Raw genomic sequence first — 19,494 nt, 5'->3', positions numbered from 1 at the left:
TAACTAAATTTTACAATATTAAAGGCGAACAATTAAAAAATGAAATATAAATTACGCAGCAAAAACACGTAGACTCCTGCAGGAAAGCAACAGCTGAAAATCCATTACAAAAGTTCAATTGAACTTTTGTAATTAGTTGAAGCGTTGCCTGCGGAAAGCGAAGTGTTTTAGCGAAGTAATTATAAAAAACATACAAACTGAACTGATTCTACCGAATCATTTGGTTTTTAGTATGATTAAATAATTCCGTCTCAGCTTCTTTTTCGATGGAAGAAACATTATTACCCAACAAAATAACCTCCTGATAATGAATGATTATCAGGAGGTGTATATGAGAATTTTTATTCGTTGACGGCACTTTTCTGTTTAACAAAGGATTTAGTAGACCATGCGCGAGAATTCCATCTTTTTAGCATGAAGAAACCTCGTATCCATTCATCTGCAATGAAAGCAATCCATATACCAATAAGACCTAGACCTAAGAAAATTCCAAAGAACCATGCAAATGTAACGCCGACTCCCCACATAACAGCAATACCTATGTATACAGGAAATTTAACATCACTTGCAGCTCGAAGAGAGTTTATTAAGACTAGGTTAAAGGCTCTACCAGGTTCTAAAATAACCGTCATTAATAATAACATAGCACCTTGTTCTAGAATACTAGCATCATCCGTAAATATTCCAAGAAGTGGCTGGTTAAAGGTATAGACGATAACGGCCGCAATTGTACTGATTAGGATAGAGATCTTTAAGCTTTTTATACCTCGTTGGTAGGCGCTATCAATCTCACCTGCACCAATATATCGTCCAATTAATATTTGACTTCCCTGACTAATGGCGACAGAGAATAACATGATAAACATCCCGATATTTTGAACGTATACTTTCGTTGTCAGAGCAATCGTTCCCATTTGTGCAATAAAATATGTGATTACCATCTGACTTCCATTGTAGGAGAGTTGTTCTCCTCCAGCAGGAACACCAATTCGTAATAATCCCATTACATCATCTTTTCGATATCTAAAAATAGATTGAAAAGGTAACTGACGATTACTTCTTATGATTAGAATGATGATAAGTGCAATGAATCCTAGTAATCTACTAATAGCAGTAGAGTATGCAACCCCCTCAACACCTAGAACTGGGAAGCCGAATGGCCCAAAAATAACAAAATAGTTACCTATTACATTAATAATGTTCATTCCGATTGTTACAAACATTGGATCCTTCGTAAAACCGTAACTTCTTAATACTGCTGCAATCGTCATAATGAGCGCTTGAATAAACATAAATCCACCAACAACACTCATATACGTAGAAGCTTCGCCCATAAGTTCACTAGGTATATCCATAAGATTCAGAGCTTGTTTACTAAATATGACTAGGATAAAGCTGAGCAATAAACCTATTAATAAATTAAGACTAATAGAGGTCATGGCTACTTTACCAGCATCAAGTGGCTTTTTGGCACCTAGATTTTGCGCAACTAGTATTGCTGCACCACCTGCTACAAAGCCAAACATCACAATAATAAACGATAAAATTTGATTAGACACACCAACTGCAGCTACAGAATTATCCGAGTATTGACTAAGCATGAGTGTATCCGCATTCCCCATTAACATGTGTAAAAGAATTTCAATAAAGATTGGCCATGTCAGAGCGAATAAACTCAGTTTCTTTTCTGTCTTTTCCATTTGCAATCCTCTTTTTCTATATAGTTGTTCTATAAAGAATTACTTTACACGAAATAGTTTGAAAAAGATACATATAAACTTTATAAAAAAGTTGTTTTTTTAAATAATTTCAAAGAGGGAATTTCTGGTACAATAAAGTTAAAAAAAGGGGAGGATTTGTGATGAATACATGGCTAAATAAATACATCGCCTATCTTGGCTTAGAAAAGGAAGAACCAACAAAGGACTTTCTAATAAAACTCTATCAGCATCATCTCGCGCGTGTTCCTTACGAACTTACTAGTAAATTCATCTTTCACCTATGAAGGAAATCGACTTCCAAACAAATATAGAAGCATCTTTTCATGATAGCGACGCCAATCCATTTATGCGAAGAGTTAGTATGGCAAAGGTGACAGGAACTAAGTATATATGGGTTCGTAACAATCAGATTACGGTTCGACACAGTAAAGAAGACAGAACAACTAAATTTAATAATATCGAAGACTGGATGGATAGGATCCATAAAGAGTTTCAATTAGGTAAAGACGATTTAAAGTGGACTGTAGATTTTTTGCAACAAAGAGGAGTATCGTTAGGTTTTAAGAATCGTGTTAAAAATAAATTAGTGATCAAAAGTGCTAAAGAAAAAGGAATCGAACGCATCTAAAGAATACTCCGATTCCAAAATTCTATTTTTGCAGTTATTTTTGTTTATCATTTAAAAAGAAAACAGCAATTGTACCTGGCCCTGCATGCGCGCCGATCGAAGAACCGACCATGTTAATTTTGACATCTTTTACATTCCATTTTTCACGGAACATATCTGCGATGGACTCTGCAACATCTAAAGCATCTCCATGACTAATGCCAATTACTTGATCACTTAAATCCATACCACGTTCATCCATAATTTCTAACATACGTTTGTAAACTTTCTTCGATCCCCGAATTTTTTCTAATGGAATTAATTTACCATCTTCAACATGTAATAAAGGTTTAATCTTTAGTAACGTACCGACAAATGCGGCTGTCTTACTAACACGACCTCCACGATATAGATACTCAAGATCATCGACAGTAAAAATATGCTCCATATGAAGTGCATTGTGCTTACTAGCCTCTAATATTTCTTCCACACTAGCGCCGGATTGAGCAAGTTCAGCAGCTCTAAGGACAACAAGTCCATAACCTAAAGAAGCACATTTTGTATCAATAATATGTAAATTTGCGTCTGGGTGCTTTTCTTTTACTTCCTGTTCCATTAGCTTAGCACCTTGGTACGTCCCTGATAATTCGGATGAAAATGCTAAATAAATAACAGTATTTCCTTCTTCAATGTGTTTCTCAAAACTATCCTTGAATAATTGCGGACTCACTTGTGCAGTTTTAGGTGCTTTTCCGTTACGCATTGCGTCATATACTTTTTTCGGTGATATGGTAACACCATCTTGGTATTCCTCTCCATCAAGCTGAACCGTTAATGGTAAAACTTCTATATCATACTTCTGACAATCTTCTGTTGTTAAGTCGGATGCGGAATCGGCTAAAATTTTTATCGCCATAATTTTTACCTCCCCTTTTGGTATGTTTTTACGATAATAGCTTAATATAAGTTTAATCTCAAGCAACAAATACGTCAAAATTAATGGGTAAACATATTCACGAGAAACAATATAAGATTCCCTTATGTAATCGATTTAAAGAATGGTATAAGTTTGTAAGAGTGCTTTTTAAAGTGTTTACGATAAGGGTATGGTATTATACATAGTTGTTAGATTCTTAAGCTAGGGGGTTATCATACATGTTTTTCATGGAAGCGAAACGTATTGCAATAGTAATTGTGGGCGCAATACTAAATGCCATTGCGCTCAATTTTTTCTTTATATCCGCTAATGTATATGCGAGCGGATTTACAGGTATGTCCCAAATATTAAATACGATATTTGTAGATTATGTTGGTATTAATATTACTACAGGTGTCCTATTATTACTTTTAAATATTCCCGTCTTTATTCTAGGTTGGTTAAAAGTAGGAAAAGGATTTACCGTTTATAGTCTTATTTCTGTTTTGTTTACCTCGCTTGCATTAGAAGTATTACCCATTATTCAACTATCCAATGATATCATACTTAATGCCGTTTTTGGAGGAGTTATCTCAGGAGTTGGTGTTGGTATAACGTTAAAGTGGGGTGCTTCTACTGGTGGTTCCGACATTGTTGCTATGTTTTTCTCGAGACTTCGTGATAAACCAATCGGCGGTTATTTAATGGTTATAAATGGTATGATTATTTTAGTTGCTGGTATTTTAAACGAACCAGAAAACGCGCTTTATACATTGATTGGATTATACGTGACGACACGAGTGATTGATACGATACATACAAGACATGAGAAAGTAACTGCGATGATTGTAACGAAGAAGGCGGAAGAACTACAAAAAGCCATCCATAATAAAATGGTTCGAGGAATTACAATATTACCAGTTACAGGTGCGTACACAAGAGAAAATAAAAATATGTTGTATTTGGTGATCACAAGATATGAGCTATATGATTTAGAAAAAATTATTCAGTCAGTCGATGAAAATGCCTTTACGAATGTTATCCAGACAGCTGGAGTGTATGGCTTTTTCAGAAAAAATGACTAACTTTATAAATTTATAAAGTGGCATTCATTGTGACATGAAAAAAGCTGAGCAGTCTTCTGGATGCTCAGCTTCTTGAAGTTAACTAGTACGTACTTAGAATCCTTTGTTACTCATTACGTCTTTCACTCTTTCAATTAGACCTTCCCATTCTGCATCAGGTTCTTTATTAATTGTGATAAAGTTTTGGAACCCAAAGACATTAGCGACACCATCTAATTGTAATAGCTCATTCATAATTTCGTGTTCACTTTCTTCACCTGGCATGACCGATACGCTAGCATCGCCTTGAAAGATCATTTTATCAGTCGTAAATTTCATTGCATTAGGATTTGGTGTAGCATCTACATGTATACTCATCTCGTTTACCTCCTGTACGATAACATTACTACTATCATATCAAATATTGTCACAATTAAAAAGAGGAAGGCAAAAAGTCCTTGCTTGTTGTATGTAGGATAAAATGTTGTCGAATCTTTTATTGAACTTCTATATTAATAAGCAAAAGCCAAAGAGATAAAGATTCTCTTTGGCTTTGCTGTAAACACCGCTTATTTTAACTCGTCTTCTTGTCTAAGCTGTGCTTCTAAAGCTCTTAGTTCTTTCTCTTCTTCAGCAGATGCATTCTGATATGCAGACTGAATAGCTTGTTTAGCCGCTTCCTTATCTTGCTCGCTGAAACCGCCATTTTCGCCATTCATCATACGAGTTACTGCATCTTTTGCTTGCTGGAACATGTTGTTAGCCATCCTATACCCTCCTGATCATGTCGAATCGTTAAGTTAACCTATTGATTACTATTCGATTCGTTAGCGGAAATACCGCTTAAAAGTATAGTTAAGAGAGCACTTCTTTCGTGCTCGCTACTTATTATGGCTCTTAAGGATAAAACTATTCATGAAAGCTAATTGGTAAAAGTATGTTGAATCTTTTCATTGAAATACGCCTCCAAAAATTTACCTATACCATCCTCGTCATTTGAACTAGTAACATGTGTTGCCTTCTCTTTTAATTCATCAATAGCATTTCCCATTGCAACACCAATTCCTGCGTATTCAATCATCTCTAGGTCATTATCTTCATCACCAAAAGCAATAATATTAGCCGCAGGAATATTAAAGTAATGAGCTACTTTTTCAAGCCCTGTAGCTTTATTTACACCTTTTTTTACGATTTCGATAACATCCCAAGGTACGCCCCACTTCCGATGTTCTATTATGGATGCATGATGTTTATCTAAATATTCACGAATGGAATCCACTTTACCTTCCTTAGGTTGAATCATTAGGGAGGTTGGATCTCCTTTTAGATTATTTTTTAAACTTCCAATTGTAATTTGTTCAGATTCTTCAGGGTTAGTGAAGAACTGTATAATGCTTTCATCGTACTGGTCCAAATAAATATCATCTTGAATTTCAGCCAATATATTATCTACTTCTAATTTATAACAGGATTGTATGATTTCTTTAGCTGTTCGATTGGGGAGAGGTGAGTGAACTGCATCCCAATTATTATCATACGGGTGGTGAATGAATGCACCATTGAAATTTACCATAGGTGTTTGAAGACCAAGTTCTTTATAGTACATAATACTTGCTCTATGGGGACGTCCAGTAGCGATTACAACAATATGACCTTGATTCATTAATTTCTGTATCGTCTTTTTAGTCGTGTGACTAATTGTTTTATTTTTTGTTAACAGAGTTCCGTCTAAATCAAGTGCGATTAAATATCTGGTGTTCCTCATTACTATCACCTCATTTTATATCTTTAGTCTAGATCTATAATAGCAATTAGTAAAGGAAGTTACTAATTTCGATGTTTTGCACATTCAACATGGAAAAGTTATCATAGTAATAGGAATATTTTAGAAGGGATCTGGATAAGTGATGGCAAGCATTATAATAAATAAAGAGACATGGTTGAATATTCCGATTTTGAATATTTCTCAACAAGATGAGAGAAATAATCCACTACCAACCGTGATTTTTCTCCATGGGATTACGAGTGCGAAAGAGCAAAACTTACCAATTGCGTATTTATTAGCGGAAAAAGGATATCGAGTTATTTTGCCAGATGCAATGTTACATGGCGAGCGAGAAGAAAAAATTTCTTCTACAGCTTTAAAAATGCGTTTTTTCGAAATTATTAAACAAAATTTAGATGATTTAGAATCGATTTATGAAGTTTTGGCAGCAAAGCACCTAATAAAAGGAGATCGTCTAGGTATAGCTGGAACAAGCATGGGAGGAATCTCCACTGCAGCAGCATTAACACAATTTTCCTGGGTGAAAACTGCAGGGATATTAATGGGTTCACCGAAACTATCCGAGTTTGCTACAATGTCAATAGAAGGTATGAAGGAGCAGGCACCTGATATAGAAATTCCCGAGCAACAAATCCAAACAATCATGGATGATATGGAAGAAATTGATCTTTCTCAACGTATGGAGACACTTTTTGATCGTCCGTTATTTTTTTGGCATGGTGAACAAGATGAGGTTGTTCCTTTTGATCATTCATACAGCTTTTACGAGATGGCAGCAAAGCAATATACGCAATCAGAAAAAATTAAGTATGTGAGAGAAGCAAACAGAGGACACAAGGTAAGTAGAATGGCAATAAACGAGTTAGTAAAATGGTTTGAAACCCATCTCTAAGTTATATATTTTAATTTTAGGCCGAATTTTAGTATACTGTAGATATATCTAGTTTTATTATAAAAAGGAGGTAAACCTTATGGATAAAGCAATGGAAGAGAATCTAATGGGTGCCTTGGAAAACGTTATTGACCCTGAGTTAGGTATAGATATTGTTAACCTAGGTTTAGTATATGGTGTAGATATGGAAGATGAAGGTGTTGCTAAAGTAACGATGACACTTACATCAATGGGTTGTCCACTAGCTGGAACTATTGAGCAAGATATTAAACGTGTTTTAGAAGATATTCCCGAGGTAAAAGAAACAGAAGTGAATATTGTATGGAGTCCTCCTTGGTCAAAAGAGCGTATGTCACGCTATGCAAAAATAGCCCTAGGGATTCCCGATTAATTCAATTGGTAATAAAAAGCTGTCAAGAGTCTGTATGATACGGACGCTTGACAGCTTTTTTAAGATAAGGGAGCTTAAAATTCTGATTGAACAAGGCGCTTGCGCTTTTCTAAACTTCGTTCTAGAAGAATAAAAACGCGAGCAAACCGACGATAAAGCAATAAAAAGCAAAATACTTTAAATTTCCTTTCGCCATAATGTTCATGAACCAGCGCAAGGAGTAATACGTAGCAACGATAGATGCAAGGAATGCGATAGCATATGGAATCCATAAGGTGTTCATTTGTGGGTCATTTACTAGGTCTCCAACAGACAATACCATAGTTCCAGCACTAACTGGTATAAACATTAGGAAGGAAAAGCGTAATGCTGTTTCTTGTTTCATGCCTAATAACATAGCTGCTACAATGGTTGCACCAGAGCGACTAATTCCTGGAATAAGTGCAACAGCCTGTGCAAGTCCGATAATGACTGCATCTTTCCACGTTAATGCACGGTCACCACGTGATCCTCTAAGATTACGGATAATCCATAAAGCAATTCCGGTAAGCAATAAAGTAATCCCCACATTTTTAGCTGTTTCTCCGAATATACTAGCTATATGATCATCAAATAGTACACCAATTACACCAGCAGGGACAGTTGCAATAACAAGATAGACAACAAACATGAAATCGTCCCGTAATGCTGGGTCTTTTTTTACTACGTAGCCTATCGTATTTTTAGCGATTAGTATAATATCCTTACGATATACCGTTAATACAGCAAGTAACGAGCCGAAATTCACTAAAACTTCAAAGGATAAATTACCTGCTATACCTACATTAAATAAGTCTTGTACAAGTACTAGATGTCCACTTGACGAAATTGGAATAGGTTCCGTAAAACCTTGAAGTAGACCTAAAAATAAGTACTTAAGTAACAGCCACAAATCTTCCATACTATAAATCCCCCGTTAAATTATTGTATGCATCTTTATTATGTACGAACTCGCTTGTCCAATTATGCCGCATACATTCTAATTCAGCCTATGCTGTAAAACGTTTTTTAATAACATTAAGAGAAGTCTTTACGAAAAATAAGACCCCTTGTCGCAATGACAAGGGTGTCTGAATTGATAGTAAAACAATCAATCATTATTCGCTTTTTTCTTCCTTTAGAATGACATCTCCTAGCAAAATTGCTGCAATACTGAAGATAGCTGCTAAAGCGAATGTACCAGGTAGGGAGAATTCAGTATTTCCCATGCTCGATAATACATAGGATACAACAAAAGAAATTAGAACTGCCCAAACTACTATTGCTAAATATCTCATGATTTCACCTCTTATGTAATCCACTCAATTATATTGTACACCAAATATGTAATCTTTCTATAGTTTAACAAAAAAGCATTAGAAAATAAATATTTATTTACTATCTTGTAACCGAATTGTAATCAATTACATGTTTACTATGTAGACGCTTAACGGTAAAATAGTACTAAAGATATACAACTGATTTTTTACTACAGTTACCACTAATCAAGGGGTGTATGGCTTGGTGAAACGAGGTTGCCATCATTTCGGAATTTTTTTTCTTATTTCTGTCCTATTTTTGTCTGGTTGCACAGCACTTAATTCGGAAAATAAATTCGATAAAATTGGCATGCTCATTGAATCCTCTATCCATGATCAAACTTGGGGGAGTAAAGGATATCGGGGATTGATGGAAATAAAAGACGAAATTCAAGCGGATGTTTATTATCGGGAAGAGGTGCGTACCGAGCAGCAAGTAAATCAAGTAGTGGCGGAATTCGATAGTCAGGGAATTTCACTCATTATTGGACATAGTAGTAATTATGGCAAGTATTTTGATAAGTTAAAAGACCAATATCCACATATACACTTTTTATATGTAAACGGCGGTTATAAGGGGAAAAACTTAACAAGTTTAAATTTCAATTCATTATCTATGGGTTTCTTTGCTGGGATGGTTGCAGGAAAGATGACGAATTCGGGGAATATTGGAGTTATTGCAGCATATGACTGGCAACCAGAAATAGAAGGTTTCTACGAAGGTGTCTATTTTCAAAATGAGCAAGCAAATGTGACGATTTACTATGTACATGATTGGGAACAAACAGAGATGGCGCTACAATATTATGAGGAAATGAAAAGGAACAATGTGGATGTTATTTATCCAGCAGGAGATTCATACAGTATTCCAATCATAGAGTTAGCAAAAATGGATCGGATTCAGTCCATTGGCTACGTAAATGATCAACACTCAATTGGTGGAAACATGGTTCTTACCAGCACAGTCCAGCATGTCGATAAATTATATGCCCATGCAATCGAACAATTAATTAAAGGTGAGCTAACTGGAGGAGTATATACATTTGGTTTTGAAGAAGACGTCATTACAATGGGAGAATTTAGCCCCAATGTTCCGAATTGGTTTATTAACGAAATAAATAGATATATTGATATATATGAGAAAGACGGGCTATTGCCACATCAACTAATGACTAAAAATTAAATGGAAAAGAAAAGATTACTTGAATTTATATTTTTTTTATTCTAAAATTAGTACCAAGTATTAATAATAGATAATAATAACTCCTTGAGAGGAAGGATGACATGATGAAAGCTGGAGTTTTAGGTGCAGGTCATTATGTTCCAGAGAAAATTGTAACGAATAAGGACCTTGAAAAAATAGTAGATACAAGTGATGAATGGATTCGAACGAGAACAGGGATAGAAGAGCGACGTATCGCTAGCGATCTACAAAATACATCTGATATGGCATTCGAAGCATCAAAAGACGCATTAAAAAAAGCTAATGTAGAAGCACAAGATATCGACCTGATTTTAGTAGCTACTGTAACACCGGACAAATCTTTTCCAAGCGTTTCTTGCATCTTGCAGGAAAAACTAGGTGCTACAAAAGCTGCTGCTATGGATGTAAGTGCAGCATGTTCAGGTTTTATGTACGGCATGATAACAGCGAAACAATTTATTGAATCAGGAGCCTACACAAACGTACTTGTTATTGGTGCTGAAAAGCTGTCGAAAATAACAGATTGGGAAGATCGAAACACATGTGTTCTTTTTGGTGATGGAGCAGGTGCAGTCGTAATGGGGCCTGTAAATGAAGAATATGGTATTTTATCATTTGAACTTGGCGCTGACGGTAATGGTGGAAAGCATCTGGAGGAAAGAAATAAAGCTATTGCTATGAATGGACGTGAGGTATTTAAGTTTGCTGTAAGACAAATGCCTGAATCTTCTGTGCAAGTAGTTGAAAAAGCTGGTTATTCTAAAGAGGATGTTGATTACTTAATCCCACATCAAGCTAATATTCGAATTATGGAAGCCGCAAGAGAACGTCTAGGTATTGATGTTGATAGAATGGCCGTCAATGTAAATAAATATGGGAATACTTCCGCAGCATCTATACCAATCGCTTTGTCAGAGGCTGTTGAACAAGGTAAAATAGATACAGGCGATTTAATTGTGCTAGTTGGTTTCGGTGGAGGACTCACTTGGGGAGCAGTTGCTTTAAAATGGGGTAGATAAAATCAATGAAGGAGGAAAGTTTATAATGACAAAAAATAGAGTAGTCATTACAGGCCTAGGCACGATAACACCTCTAGGAAACACTGTAGACGAATTTTGGGGAAACTTAAAAAGCGGTAAGTCTGGTATTGATTTTATTACAAAAGTAGATAAGGATGACTTTCCTGCAAAAGTAGCAGGAGAGGTGAAGGATTTCGATCCAACCTTATATATGGATAAAAAAGATTCGAAAAGAATGGATTTATTTACACAATATGCCGTTGCGGCTTCTAAAATGGCATTAGAGGATGCAAAGTTAACGATAACCGATGAAATTGCTGATCGTGTAGGTGTTTGGATTGGCTCTGGAATTGGCGGTATGGCAACTTATGATGAACAATTTAGACGATTTATGGACAAAGGATATCGTCGAGTCAGTCCGTTTTTCGTTCCGATGTTGATAGCAGACATGGCGTCAGGGCAAGTATCGATTCAATTTGGAGCAAAGGGTATTAATAACTGCTCCGTTACAGCTTGTGCATCTGGTGCTAATTCGATTGGTGATGCTTATAAAGTAATTGAACGCGGTGATGCAGACGTTATGATTACCGGAGGAGCTGAAGCACCACTTACACCAATGGCATTCGCAGGTTTCTCAACAGCGAAGGCACTATCGTTTAATGATGATCCGAATACAGCGAGTCGTCCATTTGATTTAAATAGAGATGGGTTTGTCATGGGTGAAGGTGCTGGAATTCTAATATTAGAATCTTTAGAGTCAGCAGAAAAACGTGGCGCGCACATCTATGCGGAAATTGTTGGATACGGTGCGTCTGCGGATGCTTATCATATTACTTCACCGGCACCAGGTGGTGAAGGTGCTGTTCGAGCAATTCAACAATCCATAGAAGATGCAGGTCTACAACCAGAAGATGTTGATTATATTAATGCGCATGGTACAAGTACAGAATTAAATGATGCAACAGAAACAGAAGCAATAAAAACTGTTTTTAAGGATCATGCGTATCAATTAGATGTTTCTTCTACTAAGTCAATGACAGGTCATTTACTTGGAGCAGCTGGTGCAGTGGAAGCCGTTGCGTGTATCAAGGCTATCGAAGACCAAATTGTGCCGCCAACCATTAATTATGAAACACCAGATCCAGCATGTGACTTAAATTATGTTCCGAATGAAGCGAAAGAAAGAAAAGTGAATGTAACATTAAGTAATTCTTTAGGTTTCGGTGGGCATAATGTTGCTCTAGCATTTAAAAAATGGGAAAAATAATCGAATCTGTCCATTGTTCGTTAACGATGGACAGATTTTTTGTTCCTAGACATGAAAAGATTAATACATACATCAAACTCTATGACCTCTCCAACTTGGAGAAGTCTTTTTTTGTTTCTAAGTTAAGCAAGTATCAAAATTTGATTGAATTTGTCTCTATTAAATTTAATATTTTTCGAATTCTAAAGATAAGTTCTAATACGCTAGCTTGTACATATACTTCAAACAACTACCTCACGAAGAGACAGATAGAAAATGCAAGTAGGTGATGAGATGATATATGCATTTTTCTTTCTTGTTGGCTTTGGTTTATCCATTTCTGGTGGAATCTCCATCATATTATATTTAAATTTTATTCCTGCAGGTTTAGATTTTATTGATTATGTTTTGTTTGTACGAAATAAAATTGAATGCTATTTCCTTATCGTTGGTATTATTATGATGTCTATTTCGATGCAAAAATTATCCCGTTACTTAAGTCGTTAATGGAAAAACGCTTTGTTCTTCTCTCGTCAGGAATCGTAACAACACTAACCAATACAACAAAATGAGATGAAATATTTCTTTAGGAAATTCGCTGACCTATCGAATAAATAGTTTATATTTGGTGATACTGTTGGATACAAACGAGTCGAAGAAGTGAGGGGTGCATACATGCTGTACTTACATGATGTTTGGGTAAGTTGGTTTGAAGGCGAAGAGAACGGATATAATGTTTGTCATTTCCATGAATGGAGAAAAAGCGACCGTATTGAAATATTAGATCAGGCACCTATATTATATGTCGATAAGAAAACGTACCAATACATTGAAAATGACCTTCAAGATATTCCAGAAAAAATCATGCAAAAAATTTATCAAAAAGCATATGTGAGAAAAAATCAAGAAAGAAAGAAGTTAGACTATGCTGCTATCCTAACAGATGGTGAATCCATTCTTGCATTTGATACGATGGGTTATCATATTCCGTTGAGAAAAAGCAGATTGATTCCTAGACAAGAAAGATTAGTGTTAGAACTCATTGAAAAGAGGCAACCAGATACATACGAAATTCCTTCAAAAGAGGAGAAGGAGTATCATATTTTATCTTTACCGCCGGAATATATGCTAGGACTTACAAGAAGAGAAAGACAATTGAAGCAAGTTTTAATGATTGCGATAGACCAATTGGAAATGAATAAAAATGAAGAAGAAATAAGATATTGGCTTACAGAGTGGTGTCCTGAAAAGTATCACTATCATAAAACATTAGATTTTGATACCGCATATCGCTATTTGTATAATGAATTAATTCGTGGCTGGAGCGAAAAGCATGAACGTTTTTGCCGACAGCTTATTAAAGGCCAAACATATTATGAGCATTTATGGGAGATAGAACAAGAAGATCAGAAACCAACCACATATCAATCTAAAGATTTGAAACGATAAAGATGCAGTAGTGAGACTCTCCTACTCACATGAAAAACCGAACCAATTATATATTGGCTCGGTTTTCTGCTTTGTAAAGCAATTTTTTATTTTCTTACGCGACCTAATCCCATCGCTTTTTTTGCTTTTCTAATTGTTTTCATTGCTGCTTTGTTCGCATTTTCCGCACCCTGATCTAAAATTTCGTCTAATTCTTTTGAATCTATTAATTGTTCATAGCGTTCTCGAATAGGACGTAATGTATCAATGACTGCTTGTGCTGTATCTTGTTTAAATTCACCATAGCCTTTTCCTTCATATTCATTTTCTAACTCTTCAATAGACTTTCCAGAACAACTCGAATAAATATTAAGTAGGTTACTAACGCCTGGCTTATTTTCTTTATCATACTTTACGATACCTTCAGAATCCGTAACAGCGCTCTTAATTTTCTTCTCAATTTGTTTGTCTGTATCTAACATAAAGATAGAAGCCTTCTGGTTGTCATCAGATTTACTCATCTTCTTTGTAGGTTCCTGTAAAGACATAATTCTAGCGCCCACTTTAGGGATACTAATTTCAGGAATTTTAAAGACTTCTAAGTATTTTCGATTGAAGCGTTGAGCAAGATTTCTTGTTAATTCTAAATGTTGTTTTTGATCATCCCCAACAGGAACAATATCTGTTTGATAAAGCAAAATATCTGCAGCCATTAAAGGTGGATATGTAAGTAATCCAGCTGAAACTGCTTCCTTACCAGAGGACTTATCTTTAAATTGTGTCATTCTCTCTAATTCCCCGATATAGCTAATTGTTTGTAACATCCATCCGAGTTCCGTATGAGCAGGGACTTCTGATTGGATAAATAACACAGCCTTATTTGGATCGATGCCTGAAGCGATATATAATGCAGCAAGAGATCGAATGTTTTTTCTTAATTCCAATCTGTCCTGTGGCACAGTAATAGCGTGTTCATCAACTATACAAAAATAGCAATTATTTTCATTTTGAAGATCAACAAATTGTTTCATTGCTCCTAAATAGTTCCCTAGTGTTAATGTTCCACTAGGTTGAATACCAGAAAATATCGTCTTCATAACGTTCACCTCTACAAATTTCTCCAATAATTTTATGTTCACCCTATAGATACTTATAACTTAATAATCCAATTATACTACTTCCGTCGTATAAGAAAAAGAGATAGGCTAACAACGTATCAAGTAACAAAAAGTTTCAAATTTATTACAAAAGGTAATAGATAAAGAGACAGATAAGCATCAAAAGAAACAACCCTAGCCCTTCAAAAATAAAAAAAGTAATTGTTCGGCTATTTACTTTTTTAGAAGGAGGTTGATATTCATCATTTAAACGGTCTTTCCGATGGAACACTTTATGAAAGCTTCTCGATGTTAAATCAAAGAATTCCTTCGATACAACATACAGAAGTAGTCCAATTGATAAATAGCCTGCGGAAATAAGAAACAAGATGTCGATAAATGTAACAAATGACCAACCATTATTTAATAAAAAGACAAAAGTCGCGCAAACTATAAGATGTATAACAAAGATATGAAGATAGCGACGATATTTATTCACTTTATACCCACACTTTCCATTTTAGATACTAACCATTATGGAGAATTCACAAGCAAATATCAATTATTAGAAAATTTCTAAAAATATGAATAAAAGTAATATTAGGAACAGTACAAATACTCAAAACTATCTGAAAATTTGAAATATTTAAAGAAATCAGAAGCAAATGGAACTAAAAGGTCATTTTTCCATTGATTTTGAGTATATATGACCTATTTTCATTAAATATTCAGAAATTTTACTTTCAATTTGATGAAAAACAGGTATAATTACAATTGTGCATTTTTCTAACTAACAAAAAACACAGGAGGGTATGCAGAAATGAAAAGAAGAAATTGGCTACTATTATTGTCTGCAATGATGCTTGCTTTATTATTAGTCGCTTGTTCTGATAATGGCGATGACACAAATACAGATGCTGACACAGATGCAAACCAAGAAACAACTGAAGGAGAAGAAAAAGTTCTTCGTATTGCTTCTACTTCAGACATTCCTACAATGGATCCGATTATGGCAGAGGACAACGTATCGTTTCAATATATAGACTCAGTCTATGAAGGACTTTATCGTGTAGCTCCAGAGGGTGAAATTGTTTCTGGTATCGCGATTAAAGAGGAAACAGAAGTAAGTGAAGATGGTAAAACTTACACGTTCCATTTACGTGAAGACGCAACTTGGGAAAATGGAGAACCTGTAACAGCTCAAGATTTTGTGTATGCATGGCAACGTGCAATTAATCCAGATAATGCATCTTATTATGCAAATGCTCTTATGAGCGGAGTAGTGAAAAATGCAAGCGAAATTTATAATGGCGAAATGGCTGTTGAAGAATTAGGAGTTAGCGCTTCAGATGATTATACATTTGTAGTGGAATTAGAAGTTGCGGTTCCATATTTTGAATCATTTGCTGCTTTCCCTACATTTATGCCTTTAAACCAAGAATTTGTTGAAGAACAAGGAGAAGACTTTGCTTTAGCACCTGAAAACATGCTAACAAATGGTCCTTTTAAATTTGAAAGCTGGCAAACGGAAGCTGGCTGGAACTTAGCAAAAAATGAAGACTACTGGGATGCTGAAAATGTGGCACTTGATAGCATCAATGTAAAAGTTATCAAGGAAGCAGATACAGCTCTTTCTAACTATGAAGTTGGAGAATTAGATCGAGTTACATTATCAGGTTCGCAAGTTAATGCAAATGCAACACACCCTGATTTTAAATCTCTTTCTGAAACATCTGTATTTTGGATGAAAATGAATCAAAATTCTCCTACTGCTGGGGAATATATGCAAAACCACAACTTTAGAATGGCATTATCAAAAGCATTCAATAAACAAGCGTATATTGATGTAGTTTATGGTAATGATTCTGAACCAGTTAATTTCTTCGTTCCGGAAGGGTTTGTAGAACATCCTGAAACCGAAGAAGATTTCCAAACAGGTAGTGACGTTTTAGCTTACGATGTAGAAACAGCACAAGAATACTGGGAAACAGCTAAAGAAGAATTAGGATTTGACGAAATTACATTACGTTTCTTAAGTGGAGATACTGATGTAGCGAAGCAAATTAGTGAATTTATGAAAACAGAACTCGAAGCTTCACTTGAAGGTCTAACAATCGAACCAGAAAACATGCCGTGGAACCGTCAGCTAGAAATTATGCGAGATCAAGAATATGAGCTTGCAGTATCTGGTTGGGGACCTGACTATAAAGATGCTATTTCCTTTATCGATCTATGGATTACTGATGGAGAAAATAACGATGTTGGTTACTCAAATGAAGAGTATGACAATCTTGTAAATGCTGCTAAAACAGAACTAGCACTTGATCCGGTAGCTCGTTTTGAAGCAATGCAAGAGGCTGAAAAAATTGCACTTGAAGATGCTGCAATAGCACCAATCATGCAACGTAAAACATCTGTATTAGCAAAACCATATGTTAAAGGAATGGATTCTTTAAATCCATTTGGTAATCATTATAGCTTTAAATATGTTGATATCCAAAAATAATATGCCAATTTAATTGGTGTAATGGAGAGTATAGCTTATCAATAGTTGGATACTGCTATACTCTCTTACAATTTTATAAATCTGAAGATACATCCTAAAAGTTAGGATTCAAATAGAGATAAAGATCAACACAGTGTGAATACAACAATACTAACATTAGAATAAGCAAAGATTTTTAAAGGAGGTGGAAGGAATGGCTAAATATATACTTCGTCGTATCGTCTATATGTTAATCACATTAATCATTATTGCTACTGCGACCTTTTTTCTAATGAAGTTGCTTCCTGGATCTCCGTTTAGTAGTATCGGCGCAAAGCTTACAGAAGAGCAAGAAGCAATTTTGTTAGAAAAGTACGGTTTGGATGAACCGCTACCTGTGCAGTATGCAAAATATATGGTAAATATGGCTCAGGGAGATTTAGGGGTCTCTTTTCAGTACAATAATCGTCCTGTAACAGACATTATACTTGATCGACTTGGTCCATCAGCCCACCTAGGAGCTCAAGCTCTTATTATTGGTACCATTCTAGGTATTATATTGGGGATGATTGCAGCAATTCGACATAATACGTGGGTTGATTATTCATCCAACATATTGGCGGTAATCGGTATATCAATTCCTTCTTTTGTTTTTGCGGGCTTACTTCAATACTATTTTGCTGTCAAATGGCAAATATTCCCACCATCATTTTGGGAAGGTCCGATTTATACGGTACTCCCAACCATAGCTCTAATGATTTTCCCAATGGCAGTCTGTGCAAGGTTTATGCGTACAGAAATGTTAGAAGTATTGGGTTCAGATTATATTGAATTAGCACGTGCAAAAGGGGTAAAAAGTACAAGTATCATGTTTAAGCATGCGATGCGTAATGCTTTAATTCCTGTTATTACTGTTCTTGGTCCAATGACTGTTAGCTTAATGACAGGGACGCTTGTTATTGAGCAAATTTTTGCGGTGCCAGGATTAGGAGAACAATTTGTTCGCTCGATTAATGAGAATGATTACCCAGTTATTATGGGAACAACGATGCTATTCTCTGTTCTATTTATTTCAATTATTTTAATTGTTGACTTACTTTACGGATTAATTGATCCGAGAATTCGTGTTTCAGGAGGGAAGGACTAATGGACAAAGAAACGAACAAATTGCCAAAAGATAAGTTTCAGCGTGTCCATGTGGAAGAAAGTCTAGGTGAAGAGCTTTCTCGTCCTCAACTCTCCTACTGGAAAGACGCATGGATTCGCCTAAGGAAAAACAAAGGAGCCATAGCAGGTTTATTTGTTTTAACGTTTATTATTTTATTAGCTTTGCTTGGTCCATTAATGAATGATTATGGACGTGACGAAGCAAATTATGATGCAGCTTATTTACCACCTAAAGTTAAAGGATTAGAATGGGCCGGATTAGATGGTACTCAGGTTCTTAGATTACAAGGTACATCTGTTGATGATGCTGTAGAACGTGGATTAGCAGGATACAATGTTGAAGAACAACACGTTATAAATGTGGATACAGTATCCGAACCAGACAGTGAAGACCCGTACTATACCGTAGAGGTTAAAGTGGACATGTACGAGGCCAAAGGGTTTACAGATGAATATTTTTGGTTTGGTACTGATAATATGGGACGAGATCTTTGGACCAGAATTTGGCATGGAACTCAAATATCCTTATTTATTGGGTTGTTAGCTGCATTTATAGATATGGTTATTGGTGTTATATACGGAGGGGTCTCTGGTTACTATGGAGGCCGTGTAGATAATGTAATGCAACGTATTATTGAAGTACTTTCTGGTATCCCGAACCTAGTAATTGTTATTTTAATGATTATTGTGTTAAAGCCTGGCTTGATTGCCATTACAATCGCATTAACCATAACAGGCTGGATTGGTATGGCCAGAATTGTTCGGGGACAAGTTCTAAAACTAAAAGGTCAAGAATTTATCCTAGCAGCTAGGACGTTGGGTGCATCGGATAAAGGAATATTAATGAAGCACCTCATACCAAACGTGCTAAGTGTAATTATCATCAATACGATGTTTACAATACCAAGTGCTATCTTTTTTGAATCCTTTTTAAGTTTTATCGGTTTAGGACTTCAACCACCGATAGCTTCATTAGGTACGTTGATTGATATGGCATTTGATGATTATCGTGTATTCCCATATATGCTTTTATTCCCGGCTGTGATTATTTCCTTATTAATGATTGGGTTTAATGTATTAGCAGATGGTTTACGAGACGCACTTGATCCAAAAATGAGAAATTAAAGGAGGGTT

Annotated in this window: 22 protein-coding genes; 13 read left to right on the top strand and 9 right to left on the bottom strand. The window is 35.5% G+C overall.

Annotated features, from left to right (window positions below; translation table 11 throughout):
• Window positions 1-341 precede the first annotated feature (341 nt).
• Entirely contained in the window at window positions 342-1,700 is a 1,359-nt protein-coding gene (locus GGQ92_RS06985) for an MATE family efflux transporter (RefSeq protein WP_184246180.1), read from the bottom strand.
• A 161-nt stretch (window positions 1,701-1,861) separates the two neighbouring features.
• On the opposite strand from GGQ92_RS06985, the gene GGQ92_RS06980 reads away from it, so the two are divergent.
• Window positions 1,862-2,005 (top strand): hypothetical protein, encoded by a 144-nt coding sequence (locus tag GGQ92_RS06980; RefSeq protein ID WP_184246177.1) that lies wholly within the window; start codon window positions 1,862-1,864, stop codon window positions 2,003-2,005.
• 77 nt (window positions 2,006-2,082) lie between these two features.
• On the top strand, window positions 2,083-2,349 hold the full coding sequence (locus tag GGQ92_RS06975; RefSeq protein WP_184246175.1) for a hypothetical protein: 267 nt from the start codon (window positions 2,083-2,085) through the stop codon (window positions 2,347-2,349).
• Window positions 2,350-2,383: 34 nt separating this feature from the next.
• Here the strand turns inward: GGQ92_RS06975 and GGQ92_RS06970 are convergent, their stop codons facing one another.
• Complete coding sequence (locus tag GGQ92_RS06970; protein ID WP_184246172.1) at window positions 2,384-3,244, bottom strand: DegV family protein; 861 nt, start codon at window positions 3,242-3,244, stop codon at window positions 2,384-2,386.
• Between the two features lie 239 nt (window positions 3,245-3,483).
• Here GGQ92_RS06970 and GGQ92_RS06965 point away from each other — a divergent pair, with 239 nt between their 5' ends.
• Window positions 3,484-4,329 carry a YitT family protein gene (locus tag GGQ92_RS06965; protein WP_184246169.1) on the top strand — a complete coding sequence of 282 codons (846 nt, stop codon included), beginning with the start codon at window positions 3,484-3,486 and terminating at the stop codon, window positions 4,327-4,329.
• A 93-nt stretch (window positions 4,330-4,422) separates the two neighbouring features.
• Here the strand turns inward: GGQ92_RS06965 and GGQ92_RS06960 are convergent, their stop codons facing one another.
• The 3 genes from GGQ92_RS06960 to GGQ92_RS06950 form a co-directional block, all read right to left on the bottom strand.
• Complete coding sequence (locus tag GGQ92_RS06960; RefSeq protein ID WP_184246166.1) at window positions 4,423-4,686, bottom strand: NifU N-terminal domain-containing protein; 264 nt, start codon at window positions 4,684-4,686, stop codon at window positions 4,423-4,425.
• Window positions 4,687-4,877: 191 nt separating this feature from the next.
• The gene (locus GGQ92_RS06955) at window positions 4,878-5,075 is read right to left on the bottom strand and encodes a DUF3813 domain-containing protein (protein ID WP_184246163.1); all 198 of its coding nucleotides are present in this window, start codon (window positions 5,073-5,075) and stop codon (window positions 4,878-4,880) included.
• A 155-nt stretch (window positions 5,076-5,230) separates the two neighbouring features.
• Window positions 5,231-6,073, bottom strand: a complete 843-nt coding sequence (locus GGQ92_RS06950) for a Cof-type HAD-IIB family hydrolase (protein ID WP_184246161.1) — start codon at window positions 6,071-6,073, stop codon at window positions 5,231-5,233.
• Window positions 6,074-6,215: 142 nt separating this feature from the next.
• Here GGQ92_RS06950 and GGQ92_RS06945 point away from each other — a divergent pair, with 142 nt between their 5' ends.
• Window positions 6,216-6,986 carry an alpha/beta fold hydrolase gene (locus GGQ92_RS06945; protein ID WP_184246158.1) on the top strand — a complete coding sequence of 257 codons (771 nt, stop codon included), beginning with the start codon at window positions 6,216-6,218 and terminating at the stop codon, window positions 6,984-6,986.
• A gap of 79 nt (window positions 6,987-7,065) precedes the next feature.
• Complete coding sequence (locus tag GGQ92_RS06940) at window positions 7,066-7,377, top strand: metal-sulfur cluster assembly factor (protein ID WP_184246156.1); 312 nt, start codon at window positions 7,066-7,068, stop codon at window positions 7,375-7,377.
• A gap of 121 nt (window positions 7,378-7,498) precedes the next feature.
• Here GGQ92_RS06940 and GGQ92_RS06935 read toward each other — a convergent pair whose 3' ends face one another.
• The gene (locus GGQ92_RS06935) at window positions 7,499-8,317 is read right to left on the bottom strand and encodes an undecaprenyl-diphosphate phosphatase (RefSeq protein WP_184246153.1); all 819 of its coding nucleotides are present in this window, start codon (window positions 8,315-8,317) and stop codon (window positions 7,499-7,501) included.
• 196 nt (window positions 8,318-8,513) lie between these two features.
• On the bottom strand, window positions 8,514-8,693 hold the full coding sequence (locus GGQ92_RS06930) for a DUF2929 family protein (RefSeq protein WP_184246150.1): 180 nt from the start codon (window positions 8,691-8,693) through the stop codon (window positions 8,514-8,516).
• A 226-nt stretch (window positions 8,694-8,919) separates the two neighbouring features.
• On the opposite strand from GGQ92_RS06930, the gene GGQ92_RS06925 reads away from it, so the two are divergent.
• The 5 genes from GGQ92_RS06925 (at window position 8,920) to GGQ92_RS06905 (ending at window position 13,632) form a co-directional block, all read left to right on the top strand.
• On the top strand, window positions 8,920-9,897 hold the full coding sequence (locus GGQ92_RS06925; protein WP_343068789.1) for a BMP family ABC transporter substrate-binding protein: 978 nt from the start codon (window positions 8,920-8,922) through the stop codon (window positions 9,895-9,897).
• 104 nt (window positions 9,898-10,001) lie between these two features.
• A complete protein-coding gene (locus GGQ92_RS06920) occupies window positions 10,002-10,937 on the top strand; it encodes a beta-ketoacyl-ACP synthase III (RefSeq protein WP_184246675.1) in 936 nt (311 codons plus the stop codon).
• Between the two features lie 25 nt (window positions 10,938-10,962).
• Window positions 10,963-12,204 carry a beta-ketoacyl-ACP synthase II gene (gene fabF / locus GGQ92_RS06915; RefSeq protein WP_184246148.1) on the top strand — a complete coding sequence of 414 codons (1,242 nt, stop codon included), beginning with the start codon at window positions 10,963-10,965 and terminating at the stop codon, window positions 12,202-12,204.
• A 255-nt stretch (window positions 12,205-12,459) separates the two neighbouring features.
• On the top strand, window positions 12,460-12,690 hold the full coding sequence (locus GGQ92_RS06910; protein WP_246384164.1) for a YuzI family membrane protein: 231 nt from the start codon (window positions 12,460-12,462) through the stop codon (window positions 12,688-12,690).
• A 168-nt stretch (window positions 12,691-12,858) separates the two neighbouring features.
• Window positions 12,859-13,632, top strand: a complete 774-nt coding sequence (locus GGQ92_RS06905; protein WP_184246145.1) for a DUF3603 family protein — start codon at window positions 12,859-12,861, stop codon at window positions 13,630-13,632.
• 86 nt (window positions 13,633-13,718) lie between these two features.
• Here the strand turns inward: GGQ92_RS06905 and trpS are convergent, their stop codons facing one another.
• The gene (gene trpS / locus GGQ92_RS06900) at window positions 13,719-14,708 is read right to left on the bottom strand and encodes a tryptophan--tRNA ligase (RefSeq protein ID WP_184246141.1); all 990 of its coding nucleotides are present in this window, start codon (window positions 14,706-14,708) and stop codon (window positions 13,719-13,721) included.
• A gap of 145 nt (window positions 14,709-14,853) precedes the next feature.
• Window positions 14,854-15,207, bottom strand: a complete 354-nt coding sequence (locus GGQ92_RS06895) for a DUF3899 domain-containing protein (RefSeq protein ID WP_184246138.1) — start codon at window positions 15,205-15,207, stop codon at window positions 14,854-14,856.
• A gap of 321 nt (window positions 15,208-15,528) precedes the next feature.
• Here GGQ92_RS06895 and GGQ92_RS06890 point away from each other — a divergent pair, with 321 nt between their 5' ends.
• The 3 genes from GGQ92_RS06890 (at window position 15,529) to opp3C (ending at window position 19,485) form a co-directional block, all read left to right on the top strand.
• A complete protein-coding gene (locus GGQ92_RS06890; protein WP_184246135.1) occupies window positions 15,529-17,214 on the top strand; it encodes a peptide ABC transporter substrate-binding protein in 1,686 nt (561 codons plus the stop codon).
• 193 nt (window positions 17,215-17,407) lie between these two features.
• Entirely contained in the window at window positions 17,408-18,340 is a 933-nt protein-coding gene (opp3b, locus tag GGQ92_RS06885; protein ID WP_184246133.1) for an oligopeptide ABC transporter permease, read from the top strand.
• On the top strand, window positions 18,340-19,485 hold the full coding sequence (opp3C, locus tag GGQ92_RS06880; RefSeq protein WP_184246130.1) for an oligopeptide ABC transporter permease: 1,146 nt from the start codon (window positions 18,340-18,342) through the stop codon (window positions 19,483-19,485). The genes opp3b and opp3C overlap by 1 nt, the downstream gene beginning before the upstream one ends.
• The last annotated feature ends 9 nt before the right edge of the window (window positions 19,486-19,494 follow it).

The organism is Gracilibacillus halotolerans, from assembly GCF_014206945.1.
GTDB classification, from domain to species: domain Bacteria; phylum Bacillota; class Bacilli; order Bacillales; family Amphibacillaceae; genus Gracilibacillus; species Gracilibacillus halotolerans.
Note: the sequence above shows the minus strand (reverse complement) of the source record. Positions and strands in the feature narration are given on the sequence as shown.

Coding starts and splice junctions, on each gene's coding strand:
- GGQ92_RS06935 (WP_184246153.1), bottom strand. CDS start 8,317: ATGGAAGATTTGTGGCTGTTACTTAAGTACTTATTTTTAGGTCTACTT.
- GGQ92_RS06955 (WP_184246163.1), bottom strand. CDS start 5,075: ATGGCTAACAACATGTTCCAGCAAGCAAAAGATGCAGTAACTCGTATG.
- GGQ92_RS06905 (WP_184246145.1), top strand. CDS start 12,859: ATGCTGTACTTACATGATGTTTGGGTAAGTTGGTTTGAAGGCGAAGAG.
- GGQ92_RS06985 (WP_184246180.1), bottom strand. CDS start 1,700: ATGGAAAAGACAGAAAAGAAACTGAGTTTATTCGCTCTGACATGGCCA.
- fabF (WP_184246148.1), top strand. CDS start 10,963: ATGACAAAAAATAGAGTAGTCATTACAGGCCTAGGCACGATAACACCT.
- GGQ92_RS06910 (WP_246384164.1), top strand. CDS start 12,460: ATGCAAGTAGGTGATGAGATGATATATGCATTTTTCTTTCTTGTTGGC.
- GGQ92_RS06945 (WP_184246158.1), top strand. CDS start 6,216: ATGGCAAGCATTATAATAAATAAAGAGACATGGTTGAATATTCCGATT.
- GGQ92_RS06890 (WP_184246135.1), top strand. CDS start 15,529: ATGAAAAGAAGAAATTGGCTACTATTATTGTCTGCAATGATGCTTGCT.
- GGQ92_RS06965 (WP_184246169.1), top strand. CDS start 3,484: ATGTTTTTCATGGAAGCGAAACGTATTGCAATAGTAATTGTGGGCGCA.
- GGQ92_RS06960 (WP_184246166.1), bottom strand. CDS start 4,686: ATGAGTATACATGTAGATGCTACACCAAATCCTAATGCAATGAAATTT.
- opp3C (WP_184246130.1), top strand. CDS start 18,340: ATGGACAAAGAAACGAACAAATTGCCAAAAGATAAGTTTCAGCGTGTC.
- GGQ92_RS06980 (WP_184246177.1), top strand. CDS start 1,862: ATGAATACATGGCTAAATAAATACATCGCCTATCTTGGCTTAGAAAAG.
- GGQ92_RS06950 (WP_184246161.1), bottom strand. CDS start 6,073: ATGAGGAACACCAGATATTTAATCGCACTTGATTTAGACGGAACTCTG.
- GGQ92_RS06970 (WP_184246172.1), bottom strand. CDS start 3,244: ATGGCGATAAAAATTTTAGCCGATTCCGCATCCGACTTAACAACAGAA.
- trpS (WP_184246141.1), bottom strand. CDS start 14,708: ATGAAGACGATATTTTCTGGTATTCAACCTAGTGGAACATTAACACTA.
- GGQ92_RS06940 (WP_184246156.1), top strand. CDS start 7,066: ATGGATAAAGCAATGGAAGAGAATCTAATGGGTGCCTTGGAAAACGTT.
- opp3b (WP_184246133.1), top strand. CDS start 17,408: ATGGCTAAATATATACTTCGTCGTATCGTCTATATGTTAATCACATTA.
- GGQ92_RS06920 (WP_184246675.1), top strand. CDS start 10,002: ATGAAAGCTGGAGTTTTAGGTGCAGGTCATTATGTTCCAGAGAAAATT.
- GGQ92_RS06930 (WP_184246150.1), bottom strand. CDS start 8,693: ATGAGATATTTAGCAATAGTAGTTTGGGCAGTTCTAATTTCTTTTGTT.
- GGQ92_RS06975 (WP_184246175.1), top strand. CDS start 2,083: ATGGCAAAGGTGACAGGAACTAAGTATATATGGGTTCGTAACAATCAG.